Annotated in this window: 19 protein-coding genes and 1 pseudogene; 8 read left to right on the top strand and 12 right to left on the bottom strand. The window is 69.1% G+C overall.

The window, feature by feature from the left end; all coding sequences use genetic code 11:
• Positions 1 to 119 precede the first annotated feature (119 nt).
• A complete protein-coding gene (locus PV679_RS17615) occupies positions 120 to 296 on the top strand; it encodes a hypothetical protein (RefSeq protein ID WP_319681226.1) in 177 nt (58 codons plus the stop codon).
• A gap of 116 nt (positions 297 to 412) precedes the next feature.
• Here the strand turns inward: PV679_RS17615 and PV679_RS17610 are convergent, their stop codons facing one another.
• Together PV679_RS17610 and PV679_RS17605 are read right to left on the bottom strand one after the other, a co-directional pair.
• Positions 413 to 1117 carry a dienelactone hydrolase family protein gene (locus PV679_RS17610; protein ID WP_319681225.1) on the bottom strand — a complete coding sequence of 235 codons (705 nt, stop codon included), beginning with the start codon at positions 1115 to 1117 and terminating at the stop codon, positions 413 to 415.
• Positions 1118 to 1193: 76 nt separating this feature from the next.
• Positions 1194 to 1835 (bottom strand): phospholipase, encoded by a 642-nt coding sequence (locus PV679_RS17605; RefSeq protein ID WP_319681224.1) that lies wholly within the window; start codon positions 1833 to 1835, stop codon positions 1194 to 1196.
• A 585-nt stretch (positions 1836 to 2420) separates the two neighbouring features.
• On the opposite strand from PV679_RS17605, the gene PV679_RS17600 reads away from it, so the two are divergent.
• A complete protein-coding gene (locus tag PV679_RS17600) occupies positions 2421 to 4394 on the top strand; it encodes an ABC transporter ATP-binding protein (protein ID WP_319681223.1) in 1974 nt (657 codons plus the stop codon).
• 96 nt (positions 4395 to 4490) lie between these two features.
• Here PV679_RS17600 and PV679_RS17595 read toward each other — a convergent pair whose 3' ends face one another.
• The 3 genes from PV679_RS17595 to PV679_RS17585 form a co-directional block, all read right to left on the bottom strand.
• Entirely contained in the window at positions 4491 to 5591 is a 1101-nt protein-coding gene (locus tag PV679_RS17595) for an acyltransferase family protein (RefSeq protein WP_319681222.1), read from the bottom strand.
• Positions 5592 to 5820: 229 nt separating this feature from the next.
• Positions 5821 to 6675 carry an SRPBCC family protein gene (locus PV679_RS17590; RefSeq protein WP_319681221.1) on the bottom strand — a complete coding sequence of 285 codons (855 nt, stop codon included), beginning with the start codon at positions 6673 to 6675 and terminating at the stop codon, positions 5821 to 5823.
• Positions 6672 to 6989: a metalloregulator ArsR/SmtB family transcription factor gene (locus tag PV679_RS17585; protein ID WP_319681220.1), complete on the bottom strand. Its 318-nt coding sequence runs from the start codon at positions 6987 to 6989 to the stop codon at positions 6672 to 6674. Before PV679_RS17585 ends, PV679_RS17590 begins: the two co-directional genes overlap by 4 nt.
• Positions 6990 to 7381: 392 nt before the next feature.
• On the opposite strand from PV679_RS17585, the pseudogene PV679_RS17580 reads away from it, so the two are divergent.
• Positions 7382 to 7789 (top strand): annotated as a pseudogene (locus PV679_RS17580) (hypothetical protein); the annotation flags it as partial.
• 229 nt (positions 7790 to 8018) lie between these two features.
• Here PV679_RS17580 and PV679_RS17575 read toward each other — a convergent pair.
• The gene (locus PV679_RS17575; RefSeq protein ID WP_319681219.1) at positions 8019 to 8420 is read right to left on the bottom strand and encodes a BlaI/MecI/CopY family transcriptional regulator; all 402 of its coding nucleotides are present in this window, start codon (positions 8418 to 8420) and stop codon (positions 8019 to 8021) included.
• A 313-nt stretch (positions 8421 to 8733) separates the two neighbouring features.
• Between PV679_RS17575 and PV679_RS17570 the strand changes: the two genes are divergently transcribed.
• Positions 8734 to 9351 carry a phosphatase PAP2 family protein gene (locus PV679_RS17570; RefSeq protein WP_319681218.1) on the top strand — a complete coding sequence of 206 codons (618 nt, stop codon included), beginning with the start codon at positions 8734 to 8736 and terminating at the stop codon, positions 9349 to 9351.
• A complete protein-coding gene (locus PV679_RS17565) occupies positions 9348 to 10058 on the top strand; it encodes a phosphatase PAP2 family protein (protein ID WP_319681217.1) in 711 nt (236 codons plus the stop codon). Before PV679_RS17570 ends, PV679_RS17565 begins: the two co-directional genes overlap by 4 nt.
• Positions 10059 to 10101: 43 nt before the next feature.
• Here the strand turns inward: PV679_RS17565 and PV679_RS17560 are convergent, their stop codons facing one another.
• Positions 10102 to 10590: a GNAT family N-acetyltransferase gene (locus PV679_RS17560; protein WP_319681216.1), complete on the bottom strand. Its 489-nt coding sequence runs from the start codon at positions 10588 to 10590 to the stop codon at positions 10102 to 10104.
• Positions 10591 to 10879: 289 nt separating this feature from the next.
• On the opposite strand from PV679_RS17560, the gene PV679_RS17555 reads away from it, so the two are divergent.
• The 3 genes from PV679_RS17555 to PV679_RS17545 all read left to right on the top strand — a co-directional run bounded on the left by PV679_RS17555 (position 10880) and on the right by PV679_RS17545 (position 12813).
• Entirely contained in the window at positions 10880 to 11236 is a 357-nt protein-coding gene (locus PV679_RS17555; protein WP_319681215.1) for a PRC-barrel domain-containing protein, read from the top strand.
• A 27-nt stretch (positions 11237 to 11263) separates the two neighbouring features.
• Positions 11264 to 11428: a hypothetical protein gene (locus PV679_RS17550; RefSeq protein ID WP_319681214.1), complete on the top strand. Its 165-nt coding sequence runs from the start codon at positions 11264 to 11266 to the stop codon at positions 11426 to 11428.
• Between the two features lie 320 nt (positions 11429 to 11748).
• Complete coding sequence (locus tag PV679_RS17545; RefSeq protein ID WP_319681213.1) at positions 11749 to 12813, top strand: hypothetical protein; 1065 nt, start codon at positions 11749 to 11751, stop codon at positions 12811 to 12813.
• A 68-nt stretch (positions 12814 to 12881) separates the two neighbouring features.
• On the opposite strand, the gene PV679_RS17540 is transcribed toward PV679_RS17545, so the two are convergent.
• From PV679_RS17540 to PV679_RS17520, 5 genes are all read right to left on the bottom strand, one after another.
• Positions 12882 to 15743: a discoidin domain-containing protein gene (locus tag PV679_RS17540; RefSeq protein WP_319681212.1), complete on the bottom strand. Its 2862-nt coding sequence runs from the start codon at positions 15741 to 15743 to the stop codon at positions 12882 to 12884.
• 111 nt (positions 15744 to 15854) lie between these two features.
• Entirely contained in the window at positions 15855 to 18503 is a 2649-nt protein-coding gene (locus PV679_RS17535) for a hypothetical protein (RefSeq protein ID WP_319681211.1), read from the bottom strand.
• Positions 18500 to 19363, bottom strand: coding sequence for a carbohydrate ABC transporter permease (locus PV679_RS17530; RefSeq protein WP_319681209.1), 864 nt, complete (start codon positions 19361 to 19363; stop codon positions 18500 to 18502). Before PV679_RS17530 ends, PV679_RS17535 begins: the two co-directional genes overlap by 4 nt.
• On the bottom strand, positions 19360 to 20250 hold the full coding sequence (locus PV679_RS17525; RefSeq protein ID WP_319681208.1) for a sugar ABC transporter permease: 891 nt from the start codon (positions 20248 to 20250) through the stop codon (positions 19360 to 19362). Before PV679_RS17525 ends, PV679_RS17530 begins: the two co-directional genes overlap by 4 nt.
• A 262-nt stretch (positions 20251 to 20512) precedes the next feature.
• Positions 20513 to 21790, bottom strand: a complete 1278-nt coding sequence (locus PV679_RS17520; RefSeq protein ID WP_319681207.1) for an ABC transporter substrate-binding protein — start codon at positions 21788 to 21790, stop codon at positions 20513 to 20515.
• Between the last annotated feature and the right edge of the window lie 241 nt (positions 21791 to 22031).

Here is a 22031-nt window from a genome sequence, read left to right as displayed (position 1 = left end):
CAGCGGGCACCCGGCCGCCAGGGCCTTCGGGTCAGCCCGGCACGATCCGGGAGGTAGGCCCTCACGGTACGGCCACCGCGTTCAGCCGTGGCCGGCCGTCGGACACCAGGAGTGGACAGATGTTGGGCTTCGCGGCAGCAGTGCTCTTTGTCATCGCATTCATCATCAACGCCACCGAGACAGCGGTCGACACCATCTTCGCGCCGACGAGTCTGATGCTTCTCGGACTGGCCCTGCTCGCGCTGCACGTGGCCGGCATAGGGGCCGGCTGGGCGCCTCGGGGCCGCAGGCGCTGACACCTCGCGCCCGGTTTTCGGAACCGGGCTCCGCCGGGACGGGCCGGCCGTCACCTGGCGGGGCGGAACATCCGCCTCGCCGTGTGAGGGCCGGCCCGCCGTGCGCGAGAGGCCGGTCAGCTCGCCTTGGTGAGCTGGGCGCGCAGGAAGTCGAGCGTGCGCTCCCACGCCTCCGTCGACGATTCGGCGTGGTACGCCTCGGGACGGTCGTCGTTGAAGAAGGCGTGCCCGGCACCGGGATAGACATGGAACACCGGGACGATGCCCGACTGGGACTCGATCGTGGTGCGGAGCTCTTCGAGGGACTCGGGCGGCACGGAGGGGTCCAGCTCGCCGTAGTTGCCGAGGATCTCCGCCTTCAGGTTCGAGAAGTCGGGCATACCGTCCTTGATGACTCCGTAGAACGGAACCGCCGCGGAGACCCGCTGCTCCTTGGCGGCAAGGCTGAGCACGAATCCGCCGCCCATGCAGAAGCCGACGGCCCCGACCGTCTCGCCGTCCGTCTCGGGCCGTTCGAGGAGATAACCGACCGCGCCCGACAGCAGCTCCGTGCCTCGGTCGGTGGGCAGCTCGGACATCATGCGCAGCGCCTCGTCGGAGTCGTGCGCGACCTGGCCGCCGTAGAGGTCCGGAGCGAGCGCGACAAAACCGGCCCGCGCGAAGCGGTCGGCGATGTCCTTGATGTGCGAGGTCAGGCCCCACCATTCCTGGATGACGATGACGCCGGGTCCGTGTCCCGAGGGCGGTACGGCGAGATAGCCGTACGCGGTGGCCCCGGCGCTCGGGAACGAGACATTCTGCGGACTGGGTTCGGTGGACATGGAAGGCACTCCAAGTGTCGATCGGTTACATCAAGATCGTATGCCCGGAGCGGTGTGTCTCTCCGGGCGCCCGGGGTCAGCGGCTCGCTTCGGTGAGGAATCCGCGGATGTCGTCGAGTTCTTCGGCGCCGATCGCGTGGCCCAGGGCGGGATAGGTGCGTTCGGCCAGTTCCGCGCCGGACTTCTCGCGCAGCCACTGCCCGGTGCGGGTCAGCAGATCCGCCGGGATGACCGTATCGGCGGCGTCGCGTCCCCAGAGGACCCGGACGCCCGCCAGCCGGCCGGGCTCGGTGGGCAGCCCGGCGTCCCAGGGCAGGGTTCCGGAGAGCAGGACGGCCGAGGCGAAGCGTTCCGGCCGCGCGAGCAGCAGCGCGCCCGCCATGGCCATACCGCCGGAGAAGCCGAGCAGACCGACCGAGCTGTGCCGGGCGGCGACGGTGTCCAGCCAGTCGAAGAGCCGGCCGGAGCTGTCCGCGATGGATTCGGTGACGGGCCGCCCGATCCCCTGGTTGGCGAACCAGGCGTAGCCGTCGCCTTCCGCGATCGGCGCGCGCACGAAGGCGACGGTGATGTCCTGCGGCAGATAGGGAGCGATCCCGGAGAAGGAGCGCTCGTCGGCCCCGCGGCCGTGCAGCGCCACGAGCAGCGGCGTACCGTCGCGGGCGTCCTCCGCCCTCGACCAGTGGACGACGAGCGGGGACTGTTCTGCGTGTGACATGGCGGCGTTCTTCTCCCTTGTGCGGGGCCGCGGGTGACGGGCACGCGACGCGCTGCCGCCGCGGAGGCAGCCTACGCCACGTCATTTAACATTCAAGAAATAGTCCGCGCGCTGCGGCCTCGGACCCGAGTCGATCATGTGCCTTCGCAAGGAGCGACCGATCGCCCACCGCCGGGTCCGGCGGAGCGGGCCACCTTCTCCGTCCGGCGCCGGGACGCCGTTCCTCGTGCGTCGCGAATCGCTCCGGGGCCACGACTTCACGACCGCAACACAATCCCCCGATCGAGTGATCGAGCCCCTCGCGGGTGATTCGAACGCGGCATGACTCCCGGTCGGCCCGAGCCCGCACGGAGTACGGGATTCACTCGAAACTCTGTCCGACGATTCGTCCCTCGCCTCCCGTTACACGCCCTTGATCAGGTCCGTTGTCCGGTCGCCTGTACACGTCGTCGTCAGCTCAGGAGGACTCATGCATCCCGTTCCCACTCCCGTTGGCCGCGTCGGCGCACATCCCGCGTTCGAGTGCGGCGGAGCGGCGCTCACCGTGACCGTACGCCCGGTTGACGGAAAAGGCGGTGCCGCGGCATGAACCCGTTCCGCTTCGGCCGGAAGCCGTACGTCCAGAACTCGCCGCCCGAGCAGCTTCTCTTCGGCGGCCGTCTGAGAGGTTCCTGGGGCTGGACCACCCATGAGGGCGCCCGCCTCCAGACATCGTTCTGGGCGATCCTGCGTCAGGTTCCGAGGCTCATCGGCCACACGGTGTCCCTGGCCTGGCGCGCCGACCGTGTCGCGCTGATCGTCGTCGCGCTCGCGCAGCTCGGCCAGGCCGCGTCGACCGTCTTCGGGCTGCTCGCCACCAACCGGGTCCTGGTCAGTCTGTTCACGGCGGGCCCCACCGCCGAGCGCATCGCGCAGGCGCTGCCCGCACTGCTCTGGGTGGGCGGCGCGGGCGCGGTGACCGCCACGCTGCGCGCGGTCTCTCTCGGTGCCACCGGCCGGCTGGAGCCGAAGGTCGAGCGGGTCGCCGCGCTGACCATGCTCACCCCGGTGATCCGGGTGGAGATGGAGCATCTGGAGCAGCCTGACTTCCACAAGATCCTTGACTCGGGTCAGCACGGCCAGACCGCGGCCCGCCGGCTGATCCAGCACACACTGGGCGTCGTGGAGTCGCTGATGGCGCTGACCGCGGTCAGCGGCGTTCTGGCCGTGCTGCATCCGGTGCTGCTGCCTCTGCTGATCGCCGTCGTGGTCCCCAAGGCCTGGGGCACGGTCAGGGCCGCACGGCGTACCTACGAATCGATCCAGGTGTGGATCGAGCACGTACGGCAGCAGGGCGCGCTGCGCCGGCTGCTGATCTCGCAGAAGGCCGGACCCGAACTCCGGGTGCACGGGGCCGGTCCCTTTCTGCTGGAGCAGTTCGACCGGATGGGAGTCGAGGCGGCCGAGGAGCAGACGCAGTTGGCCCACCGGGAAGCGCGCACCGACCTGGTGACCTCGGCGCTGTCCGGGATGACCGCGGGAGTCACGTACGGACTGCTGGCCTGGCTGCTCACCCATGGCCATATGCCGCTCGCCTCGGGCGCCACGGCGGCGCTGGCGCTGACCAACGGCACCGCGGGCCTGCGCCGCATGGTCACCCATATGCACCAGCTCTACGAGCAGTCGCTGTTCATGACCGATCTGATCAAGGCCAGGGACGAGGCGCTGCTGCGCGCCATTCCGAGCGGCGGCAAGCCGGTGCCCGGACCGCCGGCGCTGATCGAGTTCGACCGGGTCTCCTTCACCTATCCCGGGCGGGAGACTCCGGCACTCGACGCGGTGTCCCTCACCATCCGGCGGGGCCAGATCGTGGCTCTCGTCGGAGTCAACGGCAGTGGCAAGACCACGCTCAGCAAGCTCCTCGCCGGCCTGTATCTGCCGTCGGAGGGACAGGTGCGCTGGGACGGCACCGATGTGCGCGAGCTGGACCGCGACCAGGTCTTCGACCAGGTGGCACTGGTGCTCCAGGACTACCAGCGGTGGCCGTTCACGGCGCGCGCCAATGTGGCCATCAGCCGTCCGTCCGAGATCCATGACCTCGGGCGTCTGGAGGCGGCGGCGGACCTGGCCGACGCGCACACGGTCGTCGGTGAACTCCCGCGCGGCTGGGACACCTTGTGCGAGAAGGGCTACGAGGGCGGAGTGGATCTGTCGGGCGGGCAGTGGCAGCGGCTGGCCCTGGCGCGCGCGTACTACCGGCGGGCCGCCGTCCTGATCTGTGACGAGCCGACCAGCAGCATGGATCCGGCGGCCGAGATCGCGGCGTTCCAGCAGATCCGCGAACTCGCCGGCGACGGGCAGACGGTCATCCTCGTCACGCACCGGCTGCACAGCGTCCGGTCGGCCGATGTGATCTATGTGCTGGACCGAGGACGTCTCGTGGAGGCGGGCGACTTCACCTCGCTGATGGCGGACGGCCATGAAGGCCCTGGTCTGTTCCGGAAGTTGTTCTCGCTGCAGTCCGAGCAGTACCGGATCGGCGGGCCGGGAGTGCCGGCCCAGGCCCGGTCTGACAAGTAGCGCCGTCCGTCCGGTCCGGCCGCTGAGCGGGCGCCGGCAGGTGTGCGGGGCGGTGGCCGTCGGCCACCGCCCCGCGTCACTTCCCGGTGCCCGGCGTCAGCTTCCGCCGCGCCGTCCGACGGGCTCCGCCTTGAACGCCCAGGCCATCTCGGGTTCCAGAGCGAAGCGGAAGATCCGCTGGACCGGTGGCGTGCAGAGCAGGGTGACGACCACGGCGGCGACCAGCGTGACGAAGACGGCGGCCGAAGGCCCGTGCAGCCAGTCGGCGTCGTACCAGTCCCAGGTGCTCGCGCTCTGGGCGAGGAATCCGTGCAGCAGATATCCGCAGAGCGTGCCGGCGCCCAGCGCCGTGAACCACATGCGACGTCCCGGGACCCAGGCGAAGAAGCACGCGGTCAGCACGAGGGAGCAGCCGAAGAGCGCGAAGGTCATCAGAATCCCGCTCCACCAGGGCGCTGCCAGTTCCTGGGCGCTGTCGCGGTGAAAGAACCAGGCCATGTTCATCCGGCTGACGGCCCAGTAGGCGAAGACAACGGTCGCGGCGAAGACCGGCACGGCCAGCACGCGCACTTCCCTGCGGCGGACGAGCTGGAAGTGCTCGGGCTTCAGCCGTAGTCCGAGCACGAAGAACGGCAGGAACTGCAGGACCCGTTGGAGGTCCAGATCGTCCCCGATGTCCGGTGAGACGGAGGCGAGCGCCGCGATCGCCAGGGCCAGCGGGACGGGGTGGCGCACCAGACGCCAGATCGGCGCCGTCATCCGCCAGACGAAGAGCGCGAGCAGGAACCAGGTCAGATACCACGGGTCGAGCAGGCTGACCGGCATGGACGGGTCGTCCGCGGCCCATCGGTGAAAGAGGCTGTAGGCGACCTCGAACAGGATGTACGGCACGGCGATGCCGGTGATCAGACGCCGCACGCGGTCGGGCCTGAAGTCGAAACCGCGCGAGAAGTAGCCGGAGATGATGATGAACGCCGGCATGTGGAAGGCGTAGACGACGACATAGAGCGCGGAGACCGCCCGGCTGCCGTCTCGCAGAGGCTCCCAGGCGTGGCCCACGGCCACCAGCACGATCGCCAGATATTTGGCGTTGTCGAAGAAGGCGTCCCGCTTCTTGGCCCGCGGCGCGGGCGCGGCCGCTTCGGCCGTCTTCTCAGCCGGTACGACTCGCGACGACCGCTCAGTGATCTGTGTCATGTCGCCTCCCGAGAGGAACCTCGGGCCGTGCATGTGCCTCTTAGCAGAAATGTGGGGGGAGAGAAGAGAGCGAACATTCAAGGCACCCTAACGCGGGCTCCCACCTTCCGTTCACGCGGGTGGCACGGACCGGGAAGCCGGTTGCCGGGCCTCCCCGTCCCCGCCTGCCCCGTGTCACGCGCCTCATGGCCTCTCCGCCGCCGGCCGTCCGGGCCCGCTCCGTCCGGGCCTACTGGTCGAGCAGCTCCGCCGCGAGCCGCTCGATCCGGGTCCGCCAGGCGGCCAGGGCCGCGTCCGTGTCGACATCCGGCGGTCCGGTCTGGGTGACGACGAGCCGTGCTCCGTGGCCCGTGCCCTCGCCCAGCTCCCAGCTCACCGCCGCGTCGGGATCCCACGTGTAGGTGAGTGATTTCGGCGCCCGGACCTCGGTGACATGGCCGGCCGGGACCTTCTCGGCGGTGAAACCCTCCGGGACGGGCAGCCCCGCCACCGGCTCGATGCCCGCCGAGAGCACTTCCCAGACCGTCTCGGCCGGCCGCACGAGCTGGCGTTCCAGACGGATCCGTTTGACGCCCGCCTCACTGTCGACGACGCCATGGCCCAGGCCGAACTCGCGTACATAGGACTCGTGCAGTTCGCCGGTGTCCCGGCCCGCCGGGACCGGATCGCCGTCCAGCAGCCGTTCCAGCGCGGCGACGCACAGATGCCAGCCGGAGGCGAAGCTCGCGGCGCCCGGGAGATCGTCGAAGGTGTGCACCAGGGTCAGCAGCGAACCCTCGCCGTCGGGCGTGATGGTCCAGCTCAAGTGGTCGGCGCCCCAGGTGAAGGCGAAGAGGCGCGGTTCGTCGACGCCGGTCACGGTGCCGGTCATCCCCGGCCCGCTGACGCCGGGAAAGCGGAAGCCCATCGCGCCGCCCGGTACGAGTTCGACACTCACCTCGGAGGGAAACCACTGCCGGAGACCGGCTGGATCGGTGATCGCCGCCCACACCTTCTCGGGAGGATGCGCGAGCCTGCGTTCCATCCGCAGCGCGGTCCGGCCGTCGGCGGTGGTCAGGGTGTCGTCGTGCGGGTTCGTGTTCATGAGGAGTCGTCCTCCATCGCGTCGAGATGCCGTTCGAGCGTGTCGAGAGCGCCGGACCAGAGATGCCGGTAGTGGGTGAGCCAGGCGTCGAGCTCCGCGAGAGGCTCCGGCCGCAGCTCGTACCAGCGGCGCTGAGCGTCCTGCCGGACGCGGACGAGTCCGGCCTCACGCAGCACTCGCAGATGCTTCGAGGTGCCGGGCTGGCTCAGCCCGAGGCGTTCCGTGAGTTCACCGACCCTGTGCGGACGCTCAAGGAGCAGGTCGAGGATCTTCCGCCGGTTCGGCTCTGCGAGGACCTCGAACGGTATGGGCATGGCTCGAACATACCGCATCAGCTATATAATCCTACGGACATACAGAGTGTGTCCCGGTTCGGAGCGCGGACGGGCATCCCGAGCGCTCCGGCCGCGCGCGGTCGGCGCCGAGGCCCGGCCAAGGCCTCCGCCGGGTCGGACCCTTCATGGATCATGCGCTTTCTCGTCCCAGGCCGTGGATTTCGGCCATAACACGGGACCGAAACGCCATTCTGGCCAAAATGGCGTCGTGACAGCGCGTCAACAAGGCATCCATAATTGTAATTTGGGGCGACCAAAGGCCAACCGCACTTCTCTCCCGGAAATCGCCCTTCGGCACCGCGTGACGTCACTGCCCAACAATTGCGGCCCAGGCCATCCGGCCCCCACAGAACGGCGCAAGGAGAGCGGCCGTGCATGACGAATTCCTGTGCCATGTCACCGCGTACGGAATCTGCGGCGGACAGCGTGTCGGCGTGCCCCTGGGCACTTATCGTGCTCCCACTCTGGCACTTGCACTGTGGTGGTTGCGAGATCGCGCGACATGGATCGCCGAGCGGCTCGATCCCAGCCCGGAAAGCGATCATTTTCCGGCCGAGGCGCTCGCTCCGGTGGCCGAGAGCGTGCCGGACGTACCGACGACGCTCCGGACATGGCGCGACGACATCGCCCATCAGGAAATGGTCGCGGAGCATCTGGCCGCCGGGCGTCTCATTCGTGTCGCCACCCGCGACGACACCACGGAATACGAACTGCTGGCCGAATCGGTGGACGCACTTCGAATGGACCGGGCACTTCCGGTTCTGATCACCCCGGCCTCGATGCCGGACACTTATCGCCGGGAGCGTCCCCGGGCCGCTTCCTCACTGAGCGCGGCGCATGAGTACCGAGGGAACTCCGGCGACACCGGGCACCGGGCGGCGAGAGAAGAATCGCCTGTCGCTCCCTCCGCGCCGGGCGCCACTTTGCAGTTGGGACAGACGGTACGGGTGATTCAGGGGTGGCGCCGACGGCGTACCTGAGCGCGGCTCGCGACACGATGTCGAACGCTCATTCCCCGGAGCTTCCGCTCCTCTCTTCCCGGTCCTCTCCGCCGTCCAGCAGGGAACGCAGCAAGCGCTCGTCGTCGTCGTTGAGCTGCGAGACAAAACGGGCCAGGACCGCGCCGCGGTCGTCGTCCTTCGCCAGCTCCGAGTGCATACGGCGGGCGGTCAGGCCCGGCGCGTCCTCGGTCGGCGTGTAGGCGAAGCCCCGCCCCGACCGGACGCGGGTGACGCTGCCCTTCTCGTACAGCCGCGACAGAATCGTGGTAACCGTGGTGCGGGCGAGCGACACTCCGAGCGCCTCCTGCACCTGGCCGGGCGTGAGCGGACCCGCGGCGGCCCACAGAGCCGCCAGTACGCCGGCTTCCAGCTCCCCCGCCGGCCGCCGCTCCGCGCTCTCGTCGCCCATGGGCACGATCCTCCGCCTCCTTCGTCTACAGTGACGTAGACCGTCTACAGCACTGTAGTCGGTTGGATCGTCATGCAGGACACCCCTGCCCACCATTATGGGAGCACCCTCCGATGGCCGTATCCGCGCTCGCGGCGACGCCGCAGGCCGTGAATCCCCTTGCCACGGGTTCGCGTCCCGCCGTCTCCGGCGTCCCGGGTGCCTCCCGCCGTCCGCCGCCCCGTGTCGCGCCGGCGGTGACCGTGTCCCCGGTTCCGCTCGCCTCGGAGACGCGGCGCTCGCGCCCCTTTCGCGCGCCCGAAGGAGAGATCCATTGACGCCCGACACCCTGGCGGCCTCGCACAGCGACGGCTGGTTCGACGACGGTGTGTACACCTATGTCAGCGAACTGACTCACCGCTCTCCCGGCTGGCTGGACACCGCGATCTCCGTCTGGTCCGCGTACGGCCTCGCTCTGTTCGCCGTGTTCCTGCTGGCCTCGTGGTGGCGCGCCCGGGCCACCGACCCGGCCAGGACCGCCATGGCCCTGGCGGCGCCTCTCGTGGTGCTCGCGTCCTTCGCGGCCAGTGACGCGCTCAAGGCGCTGGTACAGGAGCGGCGGCCGTGCCAAGTCCTGCACACGGCCACCATCGAGGCATGTCCACCACCGGGCGACTGGTCACTGCCGAGCAATCACGCCGCCATCGCCGCAGCGGCCGCCGTGGCCGTCCTGTTCACCGACCGCGCACTCGCGGCCGCCGCGATTCCCGCGGCGGTTCTGATGGCCGTGTCACGCGTGTGGGTCGGCGCGCACTATCCGCACGACGTGGTCCTCGGGCTGCTCGTGGGCGCGGTCGTGGCCGGTGCCCTGATGATCGCCGCACGGCGCTCCGCGCCGCTGGTGTCGCGACTCCGGGAGACCCGGCTGCGTCCGCTGGTGGCCTCACGGTGACACCGTCCGCGCCGAGGCCGCACCGGACATGGCGTACGCCGGCGCTGGTCGTCGCCGCCTGCTGTGCCGCGCTCTTCGCCGTGCTCGCCGTGGTCGTGAGCGGCCGGCACGGTGCGCCGTTCCCGCTGGACGAGAGCGCGCACACCTGGTCGGTACGGCACCGCCCGCCCGTCGCTCTCGCGGCGGCGCGGGCCGTCACATCCACCGGATCCGGACCCATTCCCTATCTGTGCGCCGTCGCCGCGGGGCTGCTCGCGGGCCGAGGTGTACGGCAGCGGCTGTTCACCGCGGCCGGCACCGTGGCCTTTCTCCTGGTGGAGCAGGCCGCGCGATACGGCGTGATGCGTGCCGTCGGCCGTCCCCGGCCTCCCATGGCGGACTGGGCGGCCCATGCCTCCGTCTTCGCCTTCCCGTCCGGACACACCACGACCTCGGCGGTGGTGGCGGGGCTGCTGATCTGGGCCGTGACCCGGCGCGGCCGCACGGTCCCGGCGTATCTCCTCAGCGCTCTGCTTGTCTGCTGGGCCGTGGCCGTGGGACTGAGCCGGGTCTATCTCGGTGTGCACTGGGCGACCGATGTCCTCGGAGGCTGGCTGTTCGCCGCCGCCTACCTCGGCTTCGCCTCGGTCCTCCTTCGCTCCGGGCGGCGGCCCGGAGCGACAACCGCCGGAAGAACCGAAGGGACCGGGAGGACACCAGGGACCTGACGGAGATGTTCCAGGGCCCATGGCGGCGGGCTGACTGCGGGATTCACAACGCGCGGTGCATGATGTGGAGCCCGACATAGCCCTTCGTCGGATGCCGGAAGCCCTCCGGCAGTGTGCCCAGTACCTCGAAGCCGAGCGACCGGTACAGCTTCACCGCGTGCGCATTGGTCTCGACGACGGCGTTGAACTGCATCGAGCGGAACCCCGCCGTACGGGCCCACTCGATCGTGTACTCACACAGCGCCCGGCCCACGCCTTGTCCCGAGTGCGCCGGGTCGACCAGATAACTGGCGCTCGCGACATGCGCGCCATTGCCCATGTGGTTGTTGTTCATCTTCGCCGTGCCCAGGACCGTGCCGTCCTCGTCGACGGCGACGACGGTACGGTTCGGCGCCGCCAGCAGCCACCAGTCACGGCCATCGGTCTCGCTCAGTCCGAGCGGATAGGTGAATGTCTCGCCCGCGGCGACGATCTCGTGGAAGAACGGCCAGATGGCGGCCCAGTCCTCCGTGGTGGCTTCCCTGATCAGCATGCGGACAGGATGCCGCCTCGGTCCGCGCGGGCGCCAGGCCGTTTCCAGGCGCGGACCGTCCGGCGAAGGTGCCGCCGACCGGGAGAGATCGCCGCGACACGCACCGCCGCGTAGGTCCCGGAACCGACGGAAACGGAAAACTGGGACGTCCGGCTGTTCCGTGCGCCCGCCGTGCGACCCGGGACGGCCCGCCAGGTGCCGGGGCCGGAAACAGGGGTATCCGGCATACAAGGGTGTCCGGCGGTCGGACGACGCACGCACCATCCAGCGGATAAGAGGCGAATCACCCGTGTTCAGAGCTGAAGACATTCGGGAGTGGCGCGGCCACGACGTGGTCGACGCCGACAGAAAGAAGATCGGCTCGCTGGAGGCCGTGTACGTCGACACCGCCACGGACGATCCGTCGTTCGCCACGGTCACCGTCGGTCTGCCCACCAAGCGGCGCCTGATCTTTGTGCCGCTGGCCGAGGCCACGGTCGGTCCGGGCTATCTGAAGGTCCCGTGGGACAAGAAGCTGGCCAAGGAGGCGCCCTCGATCGACACCGACGGGGAATTGCTCGCCGAGGACGAACCACGGGTGTTCGCGCACTACGGCCTGCCGTACAAAACCGGTCTGAACGGCGAGCGCCGCCTCGGCCGGCGCTGAAGCGCGACAGGACTGGAGCACTCCACGATGACCACCTTCCTTCTTCTGCTCCTTGTCGCCGTGGCGCTGGGGATCACCGGCATGACCATCAGCGGGCTGTCGTTTCTCCTGGTCATCGCCGTGATCGTGCTGATCGCCGATCTGGTGCTGCTGGGCGCGCGGTGGGGACGCGGCAGGCGCGTCACCCGTTAGGCCCTGTCCGGTCGGTCCTCGCGGCCCGCGGAACTCGATCTTCGCGGGAGCGGGCCGCTCACGGCGACGGGCGGACGGAGCGGACGCCCGTGCGGCGGACGGGACTTCCGGCGCCGCGCGCCGGAGCCTCCCCGGGCGTGCGACGTGCGGCGGACTTCCGGTGTGCCACTTCACGCCTGTCCGGTCGATTTTCACCGTGCGGAGCGCTGGGGAGGGATGGGACGTCCGTACGAGGCCGAGACGCCGTGACCGGGGGTGGCAGGGTTGGGAAAGCCGTCGAAATCCGCCGAATGTGGCGCGCGGGCCACGCGGGCTCCGCGATGACCGGCCGCACCGGGCCCATACAGGTCAGGCGATTCCGCGGCCCGCGCGGCAGCACCTTCCATCTGACGCTCGCCCAGGGCAATCCGCGGTGGCGCCTGCCGGCCGACGGAGCGCTGCGCATCCGGCCGGGTCCGGCCCATGAACCGGACGCGCGACGGCTCAGCCGCAGGCTCGCCCGGGAGACGCTCGTGCGGCACGAGACGCACCGTACGGGCTTCTGGGGCGCGAAGATCGTGGTCACCGGCGCGGACACGGTCGACGACGACCTTCTGCGCGCGATAGCGGAGATGCTGAACGGCCATGCGGGCACGCTGTACGCCGGTGCCGGGCTGGGTGTGACGGCCCGGCACCTGGAGGTGCTGTCGGAGATGACGCCGTATGTGCTCGGCGCGGCCGGAGGCGGTGTCGAACCCAGCACGGCCACGGCGTTCGGAGTGCTGGGAGCGGTGGAGGCATGGGCGCGTGGGTCCGTCGCGGGGCTGCGGGTACTGGTGCACGGCACCGGCAAGGTCGGGAGTGTGCTGGCCGGAGAGCTGGCCGCCGCCGGAGCCACTGTCCTGACCTGCGACACCGATCCTCGTGCCGCTGAGGTGCCGGGCTGCCGGCCGGTCGCCGACTGGTCCGGGCAGCGGGTCGACGTGCTGGTGCCGTGCTCGGTGAGTGATCTCATCGATGTCCGGCTCGCCCGGCGGCTGCGCTGCGGTGCGGTCATCGGCGCGGCGAGCGCCGTGCTCGCCGACGAGGATGTCACCTCCGGCGTTCTGCACCGGCGCGGAATCGTGCATCTGCCCGCGCCGCTGGTGAACGGCGGGGCCGCCATCGTGGACTCCATACAGCACTACGCGCCGGAGGCGTTCCGCGACGCGTCACCGCACCGCGTCTACGAGTTCGCCAGGGACACCGTCAGATCGGCGGCGGCGGAGCTGACCGCGTCGGCCCTGCGCGCCGGGCTCTCTCCGTCCGAGGCTCTGACCAGGAGAGCCCGGCCGCCGGGCGACGAGTACTGCGGACTGGGATTCGGCCGGACCGCGACGTGCGGGGACACACTTCGCAGTTCCTGACCGCCCGCCGGGCACCGAGGGCGAGTCGCTCCCCCGGTGCCCGGCCAGGACCTGTCAGTCGTGCGCCGTCAGGCCGCCGGGAGGAGGTGGTATGTCTGCCCCACCGCGGTCTGGACCGAGATCACACCGTTCGCCGTGGTGAACGGAACGGCACCGCCGTTCGCGTCGGTCACCGTGAAGGAGGTCGTCCAGGGGTTCTTGAGCTTCAGCGCCCCGCCCGCCTTGCTGATGACATCGACATAGCTGACCTTGTCGGACCGCTTGGCGCTCGACACCACGAACGCGCCCTTCTGACGGAGCTGGTAGAAGCCGGCGTCCTTGCCGGCGGGCCAGTCGGGGAAGAGCGTGATGTACTGCTGGTCGGTCTGGATGAGCATGCTGTTGATCGCCTCGGTCGCCCCGGACTTCTCGATACCGTGGTGCGGGTCGCTGATCCGCAGGTTCGGCGCGATACGCGCGTTGATGACCGACGTGAACTTGTCGATGAGCGACTGCGCCGGATAGCCGACCCTGGCCGCCTGGTTGAACACCTTCGGGAAGCTGTTCTCCTGGCCCCAGGAATTCATGGCGTCGAGAGTGTCGACCGCCGTCCGCAGCAGTGCCGGGTCGGAGTTGATGCCGAGCTGGTCGGCGGGCTGGACGAATTCGAGGTTGATGGTGTTGTCACCGGGATGGATGTCCCGGGTGTCGGAGCCCTGCATGGTGCCGGCGGTCGCCAGTGAGAAGACCGTCTTGCCGTTGTAGACCGTGGTCGGCTGGGCCGGCAGGTTGTTGAGGATGTTCTGCCAGGTCGTACGGCGGTCGGCGTCGACGCCGAGCTTCTGGCTTCCGGCGATCAGCGACGACAGAACCTGCTTGAGCAGCCCGAGGTCGGCGGAGGAGTTCTGACCCCAGGTGCCCTCGTGCGGACCGCTCCACAGGGAGTAGCGGCCGGTCGAGGCGTCGCGCTCCAGATAGCTCTCGAAGAACAACGCGACCTGGTTGAGGAAGGGATAGGCCTTGGTCCGCAGGAAGTCGACGTCCTGCGTGTAGTCGTAGTACTCGATGAACTGCGAGGCGGTGAACAGGGAGTTGGAGACCTGCTGGTGGTACTGGTCGTCCGTGGTCGATCCGTACGGGCCGATGCCCACGGGAAACAGGACTCCGGCCGGGACGCCGCCGCTCGGGAAGCGTCTGCTGATGTAGTCGGGCTTCACACGGTTCAGATCCTGCTTCGCCCGGCGCTGTGCCTCGGGCACATAGGCGAGGATCGTCTCGTGGAAGGGCAGGGAGAGTTCGGGACGGTTGCTGGAGTAGACCCCGTAGAACGGCGCCTGTGCGTTGTAGTTGAGATGGAAGTCACCGCTGAACTGCGGGTTGTCCGTGGTGGTCCAGAGCCCGTAGAGCGCCGGAGCGAGCTTGCCCTGGCGGCTGGCCGCGCCGATGAAGTACTGCGCGCCGTAGTAGAACTTCTCCAGTGTGGCGTCGCCGAGCTCCACACCCGACTGCATCCAGTAGTTCTTCCACCAGTTGACGCGCTGGGTGTCGAGAGTCGCCAGCGACGCGGCGCTCTGCGCGCGTACCTGGGTCACCGCGTCATTGTGCGGAGCGGCCGGATTCTGCCCGCCGCCGCCCACCGTGGTCACCACGGTGACGGTCTGTCCGGCGGGCACGGTGAAAAGAGTCTTCGCGGTCGCGCCCGACACGGTGGGCTGCTGCACGGCGGTCCCGCCGAGGACAGTGGTGGCCAGGGCTCCTCTGGACACCCACTTGCTGCCCGTGGCGGTGGCGCGCTCGGCCCACATCACCTGGCCGTCGGTCCCGGCGGTGTTGCTGTAGGCGGAGTTGGGAGTGGTGGCACCGGCGAAGGTGGACGCCTGGAGCTGCACCGGCGCCGAACCGGTCGAGGTGATCGAGGTGACCAGGACGTTCTTGTCGGCGGCGAGCCAGGTCTTCATCGACACCGGCGCGTTGCCCAGCGTCACCGACGTGCCGATGGTGCCGTCGACGATGTTCTCTTCCTCGCGGAAGGGCGGGGCGGGCGGCGGAGTCGTGCCGCCGCTCTGCTGGTAGAGCTCGATCTGGCCGACGCGGGCGCGCGGGTTCTGGACCGAGTCGCTCGTCGTGCCCTGCGTCGGCTCAGTGATGTTGAACCGGATGTAACGCGCCTGAACAGGCGTGATGGCCCGGTCGATGACATCGGCCGTGTTGTTCTGGACCGTGTCGACGCTGTTCCACGTAACGCCGTCACCGCTGGTCTGGAACGCCAGCGTCTTGGTGTTGAAGGCGGCGTTTCCCGGACGCGCGGCATTGTCGTTGCGTACGACATAGCGGCCGACGGTCTTCACGGAGCCGAGGTCGAGAGAGATCCACTGCGGCTTGCCGACCGCCGAGACCCAGCCCTCGTATCCGCTGCTCCACTGGCCGTTGACGGCGCGGTCGGCGGTGAAGGATCCCTCGGTGCTGCTGGCGGTCGCCCGCGCGCCGAGTGCGAGGTTCCCGCTGGGCTGCGCGGTGGTCCCGGTGATGGTCACACCACCGATGGGAGCCGGTTTCGGGCTGGGATTGGCGTTCCAGAAGTCTCCCTTGGAGACATAGAACGTCTTCACACCGGTGCTGCCGCCCGAGGTGACACCGACGTCACCATTGCCCAGCAGGGCCGTGTCGGGCATGGTGTTCGACAGGGAGCCGGAGTAGCTCTGGTCGGTCCATACGCCCTTGATCCCCGACAGCTTGGCCTTCAGGGTGTCCCACTGCTGGGCGGCGGTCGGCGGACCGGCCGCCAGAGCGCGTGCGGACGAGGTCCCGGCGAGTGCGGTGCCGGGGACGACGAGCGGTACGGCGACGGCCAGGGCCAGCAGCGCCGCGTAACCGCGTGCTCGCCTCCGGCCCTGTCCGCGGCCTCGTCCGAAGTCGCGGGAAGATTCCCGCGTCGTTCTCTGCTGCCCCATGCTGGCTCTCCTTTGAGTCGGGGTCTTGCGAGAGGGCGGTACATGCGCTGTGCGATGCCCCGCGGCCGTGCGCGGACGGCGCGCGACCGCGGGGGCCTTGAGGGAAGGGCCTCAGTCGCGGGAGCCGGGCCTGGCCAGCGCGAAGCCGACGGCCCGGACGTTCTCAAGCCGGCCGTACGCGGTGCTGACGGTCCCCACGTCCTTGCCGAGGCTCTCGATCCCGGCTTCGATTCCGAAGAGTCCGGCGATGACCGCCTCTGTCATGGCGACTCCGGCGTTGCTGTCACGGTTGGCCACGCCCCGGCCCGCGACACGGTAGGTGCCGTCGGCGGTAACCTCCATCGCCTGGCCCCACAGCCCGCCCGAGGTGGCGCGGTGCGCGCGGCGCAGTACACCGGCCGCGATCTCCGGCCGGCCGAGGCGGCACAGGCCGAAGGCCGTGGACCCGGGCCAGGCGCCGAAAGCGCCGGCCGCGCCGTGGTCCGGTCGGTCCGAGAGCGGCGCGATCGGATCCGCCGGGTCGAGGGCGCGCATCCAGTCGCCGTCCAGCAGACGCTCGGTGACGAAGCGGACCATCTCGCCGCGCTGGTCCGCCGAGAGGTCCTCCGCCATGTCGGCGGCGACGAGTTCGAAGTCGAGGCAGTGGCCGATGACTTCGTTGCCCTCGGGATGGGAGATCATCCAGCGTCCGTCTCCCGCGTACTGCCGCAGGACGGCGGCGGACAGCGCGCCGGCCTCTTCCTCCGCCCGCGCCGCCTCGGCCTCGTGGCCGGCGCCGCGTGCGCGCAGGAGGCCGGCCAGTGAGCGCAGCATGCCGACGTATCCGGCGTTCAGCGAGACAACGGCGTCACGGTAGTTGGGCACGCACTCCAGCAGCTCCCAGGCGTCCCGTCCGAAGTCGGCCAGGACTCCTCCGCCGAATGTGGCGCGCAGGCCGCGCGGCCGGAAGGCCATCTCGCGCAGATGGTCCAGCACGCTGCGTCCGCCGGTGATCTCGTCGAGCAGCGTGAGGTCGCCGGTCACTCCCACATACGCCTTCACGGTGCGGAAGAGGGAGTGGTCGTTGGCCGAGTAGTGGTTGCCGACCGGCAGCAGATTGCGGGTGTCGAAGGAGTGACAGCGGTCGTACGGCTGCGCCAGCGCGGCCAGGACCCACCGGCGCAGGCCGTCGGGCTCCAGCAGCGCCGCCGTTCTGGCCCATTCCGAGATGTCCCAAAAGAAGGTGGTGGTGGGACCCAGACGCGGTCCGCCGGTCAGGAACACCGGACCGATCGGGCTGACGGTGGTGTTGCGCAGATAGATGGCCAGCAGCGCGCCGAGATAGTACGTACGGGCGAGGTCGGTGTCCGCGGTGTGCAGGGTGGGCAGATGGCCGGAGAACTCGGTGTTGTCCGGCTGGAACGCGCTGTCCCAGGTGCCGCGCCAGCGGTCCGCCACCGCGTCGAACTCCGTCTGGAAGACGGCCGCGGTGTTCCTCGCGTCGTGTGCCACGTCCTCGGCCGAGCGGCCGATTTCGAGGACGGTGCCCAGCACGGTCTCCTCGCCGGGCTCCAGCGTGACGTTCCAGCGGGCGACCGCGCGTGCTCCGGCGGTTTCGACGGAATCGGGCGCCGTGGCGAAGGCGTAGACGCTACGGGCGACGCTCCTGGTGTCGGCGACGGACACCGTGCCGGCGTCGGAGCTGGCCGTCCAGCGCTGTCCCGCCCACCAGTCGTCGGTGCTCACCAGCGGCACGCCGGCCAGCCGCAGTTCGGCTCCGGCGTCGCCGGTGAGGACCGTCACGGTGTGCCAGACACCGGTGGCCAGGACCTCCGGTGCGGTCAGACGCTCCCCGGCGATCCGCAGCGACAGATGTCCGTCCTCCAGAGCGACCTGGAGCGAGTCGGGATGGTTGCCATGGGTGATGATCACAGCGGTCTGGCCCGGTTCGCCGATCAGTACGTCGAACCGGAGGACATCGCCGTTGCCGAGCCGGACCGTGCCGATCCGGAGGTCGGTGCCGGGCCCGACGGTGTGCTCGGCCGCCGCGCCGACGGGTTCGGTCTCGCCGGTGGCGCGCCGTACGGCGACCTCCCGCACCCGGCAGGCCGCGCCGGGAGCCCGTGTCCGTCCCGAGTCCGGTGTCGAGTGGTCCGGCAGCTCGGATTCCAGCAGCATCGGTTCGGAGTCCTCGTCACGCTGGATTCCGGGAATGCGCGGGCTGCCCAGGCGTATCCACCGTTCACCGATGGGCAGGAACTGCACCTGCCGCGGCCGGTCGGCGACGGCTTCGTCGCGGAGCCGCTCGGTGGTGAAGTAGTCGTGGTAGTGGCCGTCGTTCCAGGGGCTGCCGTAGAGCCAGCCCCAGTCCACCTCCGAGTGGGCGAACGGAGCCAGCAGTTCCTGCTCCACCACGGCCGTCACCGGCGCCGTGGACGGATTGCTCAGGACGAGCCGCCACATCAGCCGGGCGCGCTCGTATCCCATCCGCACCTCGGTGGTCACCGACAGAGCGCCGGCCGTGGCCGCCCGCTCCACGCCCCAGGGTGCCCATCGCATCCGCTCGGCGGCCGGAACGGATCCGTCGATCCGCAGCACGCCCGTGTGGTAGCCGCCGCTGAACGGAGGAAACGCCAGCCAGGACAGCGAGGTGAGATCATCGTTGACATGGCCCTGGCCCCACTGATTGCGCAGCGACGGGAGATGGTGGAGCTCCGCGCGGTCGGTCCAGGCGCCGGCCAGGTCGTCAAGGGCCGGGAGGCCGTTGATCGGCTGGTTCACTTCGAAGCTCCTGACATGAGTCCGTGAATGAACTCGCGCTGGCTGACCAGATATCCCACGACGGGAATGACAGCGGCCAGGAACATGATCCCGAAGAGCTGGCTGTAGTCGGTCGAATAGGCGCCGAGCGAGACATAGATGCCGGTGGTGATGGTCTGGCCCTGGAGCGGGCCGAGGATGAACTGCGGATTGAGGAAGTCGTTCCACACCCAGAGTCCGAGGAAGATCGCGACGGTGGCGGTGGCGGGACGCACGACGGGAAAGACGATGCGCCACCACAGCCGCAGATCACCGGCGCCGTCCATCCTGGCCGCCTCGATGACCTCGCGAGGGATGGTCCGCAGGAATCCGACATAGACGAAGACGGCGAAGGAGAGATATCCGCCGCCCACATTGGAAAGGATCAGACCGGCATAGGAGTTGGCGAGTCCGATCGAGCGCAGCAGCGTCACGATCGGGAGCAGGATCACCTGCGGAGGGACCATCAGTCCCAGCGCGAACACCGCGAGCAGGACGGACCGGAGCCTCGGCGAGCGCTCGGATATGTAGAACGCGAGCATGGAGCTGAGCGGGACGAGGATGACCAGGGTCGCCGTCGTCACCAGGATCGAGTTGAGCAGCCCCGCCTGGACGAGATTGTCCGGCCGGCGCAGCGCGTTGAGAATGTTGTCGAAGGTGAAGGGCACGGGCGGCGCGGCGGGATTCGAGACGATCTGGTCCTGCGTCTTGAACGCGCTGACGAACGCCACGTACACGGGCAGGATGAACACCAGGGTGATCAGCCAGGCGCCCAGCAGATGGGATTTCTTACGGAGGTCCAGTCGTGCGGGCCGGCCGGAGCGGGCAGCGGGAGCACTCACAGGTTCGTCTCCCTTCGGCGGAGCAGGGTGGTGACGCCGTACGAGACGACGGCGGTCAGCGCCAGCAGGAACATGGCGATGGACGAGGCGTAGCCGAACCGGTTGTCGGTGAAGGCCACGGAGATCAGATAGAAGGCGGTCGACCGGGTCGACTCCGCCGGGCCGCCGCCGGTGAGGACGGCGATCACGTCGTAGAGCTTGAGCGTGGTGATCAGGCACAGGACGACGCTGATCGTCATGCCCGGCGCGATCATGGGAACGGTCACATGCCGGAAGCGGCTGAGGACACCGGCCCCGTCCATCCTGGCCGCCTCGTAGAGCTCCTGCGGTACGGACTGGAGCGAGGCGGTGTAGACGACGGTGGCGAACGCGATGGTGATCCAGCTCACGACCGCGCAGACCGAGACGACCGCGAGATTGGCGTCGCCGAGCCAGGCGATGGGCTCGTCGATCAGGCCGAGGCGGGACAGCGCGCTGTTGAGCAGCCCGTTCTGGGTGAGGATGCTGCGCCAGATGAAGCCGACGATCACACCGGAGAGGACCTGCGGGATGAAGATGAGGGTCCGCATGACGCGGTAGTTGGCGGTGGAGCGGTTGAGGACGATGGCCAGCAGCAGTCCGACCGCGTTGGCGATCACGGTGACCGCCACGACCACGATCATCGTGAACAGGAGACTCGACAGCAGCCGGTCGTCCGAGAAGAGCTCGCGGTAGTTGGCGAGGCCGATGAATTCGCTTCCGGCCTGCAGCGGGTTCTTGTCCGTGAAGCTGAGAAAGAGGCTCTGCACCAACGGGTACAGAAGGAACACCCCGTAGAGGATGACCGCGATCCACGCGGCGGGGGCCAGCCCGAGGCTACGGCCCGCTCGTGGAGATCGACTGGGCACAGCTTGATCCTTTCTGCCCCCGTGCCTCGCTGCGGCCGCTCGGGGGATGGTTCGGCGCCCCGGAGGGCCGCACGGCGACCGAGGTGATGAGTACGGGAAAGGCGGGAGCCGCGGCCCCGCGTGATACGGCGTCAGGTCCGTAGGGCGTGAAGGGTCCGCACGGAGTCAGGTCCGTACGTTGTCCGTCATGGCCAGAAAACATCTGACAACGATGTCAGCACCGGCCTGGCCGCGGCTCCGCCCGTCTCTTCGGCGGGCTCGGTTACTTGGCGGCCTTGTCCCAGTCCGCGTCGAACGCAGCGAGCTCACCCTTGGTGTCGGAGCTGGTGAACAGCTTCTGCGAGAGGGAGTTGAACTGGTCGACCACGCCGGGCGGCAGCGCGTCGTCGTTGTTGACCTGGCCGAACGCGCTGACCTTGGCGTTGTCGTCGGTCACGAGCTTGAATCCGTCGGTGTAGACCGGCGTCACCTTCGCGCCGAACTCCTCGAAGGGAACGTTCTTGAGCATCGGGAAGGCGCCGTCGGTCTCGATGAGCGTCTTCAGATTCGGCTTGGAGAGCGACCACGCCTGTGCGAACTTGGCCGCGGAGTCCGCGTCCGAGGACTTCGCGCTCACCGAGGTGGTACCACCGGTGTTGAACGGAACGATCGCCTTGCCGGTCTTGCTCGGCAGCAGGAACGTACCGAAGTCGTCCGCGTCGGCGGCCGGTATCTGTCCGATGAACCAGCTTCCCATCGGATACATGGCGCTCTCGCCGGCCAGGAACTGCTTGTTGGCGTCCGCGTAGCTCACACTCAGCGCGCCCTTGTCGAACGCCCCGGCGTCGACGAGCTGACGGTATTTGCCCACGGCCGCCGCCATGTCGGGATCGGTGAACTTGACCTCACCCTTGTAGCGCTTCTGGATCCACTCCGGGTCCGTGCCCAGGACATCCGCGGTGATGATCCCGGACAGCGGTATCGCGGCCGACCACGGCTCACCGCCCGCCATCTCGACCGGCGTGACGTCGGCCTTCCTGAGCGTGGTGACGATCGTCGTGAACTCCTCCCAGGTCTGCGGGACCTGGAGGTTGTGCTCGGCGAAGATCTTCTTGTTGTAGAAGATCATCGGAATGATCTGGGAGTTGGTGGGCGGGATATAGGTCTTGCCGTCGATCGCGTTGCCGTTGGGGTCGGTGAAGTTCTCGTCCAGCCACTTCTGGTCGAACGGCCTCAGCAGGCCGGCCGCGGTGAAGTCCTTGGGATTGATGGAGGAGAGGATGTCCGGGAACTGCCCCGACGCCTGGAGCTGCTTGGCGTAGGCCGTCCGGTCGGCGTCCGGCGAGACGATCTTCTTGACCTGGACGTCGGGGACCGCCTTCTGCGCCTCCGAGATGGAGGTGTCCCAGAAGGTCGCGGTGAGCGCCGGGGTCTCGAACGTCATGAACGTCAGGCCGCCACCGCCGCCGCCCACCGCCGTCCCGCTGGTGGAGCAGCCCGTGATCGCCACGGCGCTCACCAGACCGGTGACCGCCGCCATGAGGGCAGGTCTGCGCTTCATGTCATCCTCCTTGATGCTTCACGCGTTGCGGCCGGACTCCGGCCGCCATGTGCCGTCGAGCGAATTGCTTGTCCTGAAAACCCGCGTGCGGAGGCGGGGTGAGGCGTACCGCGAGAACCGGCCCGTCGTTCTTCCCATCCCCGCCCACCGGGCACACCGAGCAGCCGGTACGACCTCCGGGCACCCCGCCTGCGCCCACTGGTCGTTCCGCCCGCTCCACCCTGGGCCAGGGATCGAATCC

The organism is Streptomyces sp. AK02-01A (assembly GCF_033795305.1).
Taxonomy (GTDB): domain Bacteria; phylum Actinomycetota; class Actinomycetes; order Streptomycetales; family Streptomycetaceae; genus Streptomyces.
Note: the sequence above shows the minus strand (reverse complement) of the source record. Positions and strands in the feature narration are given on the sequence as shown.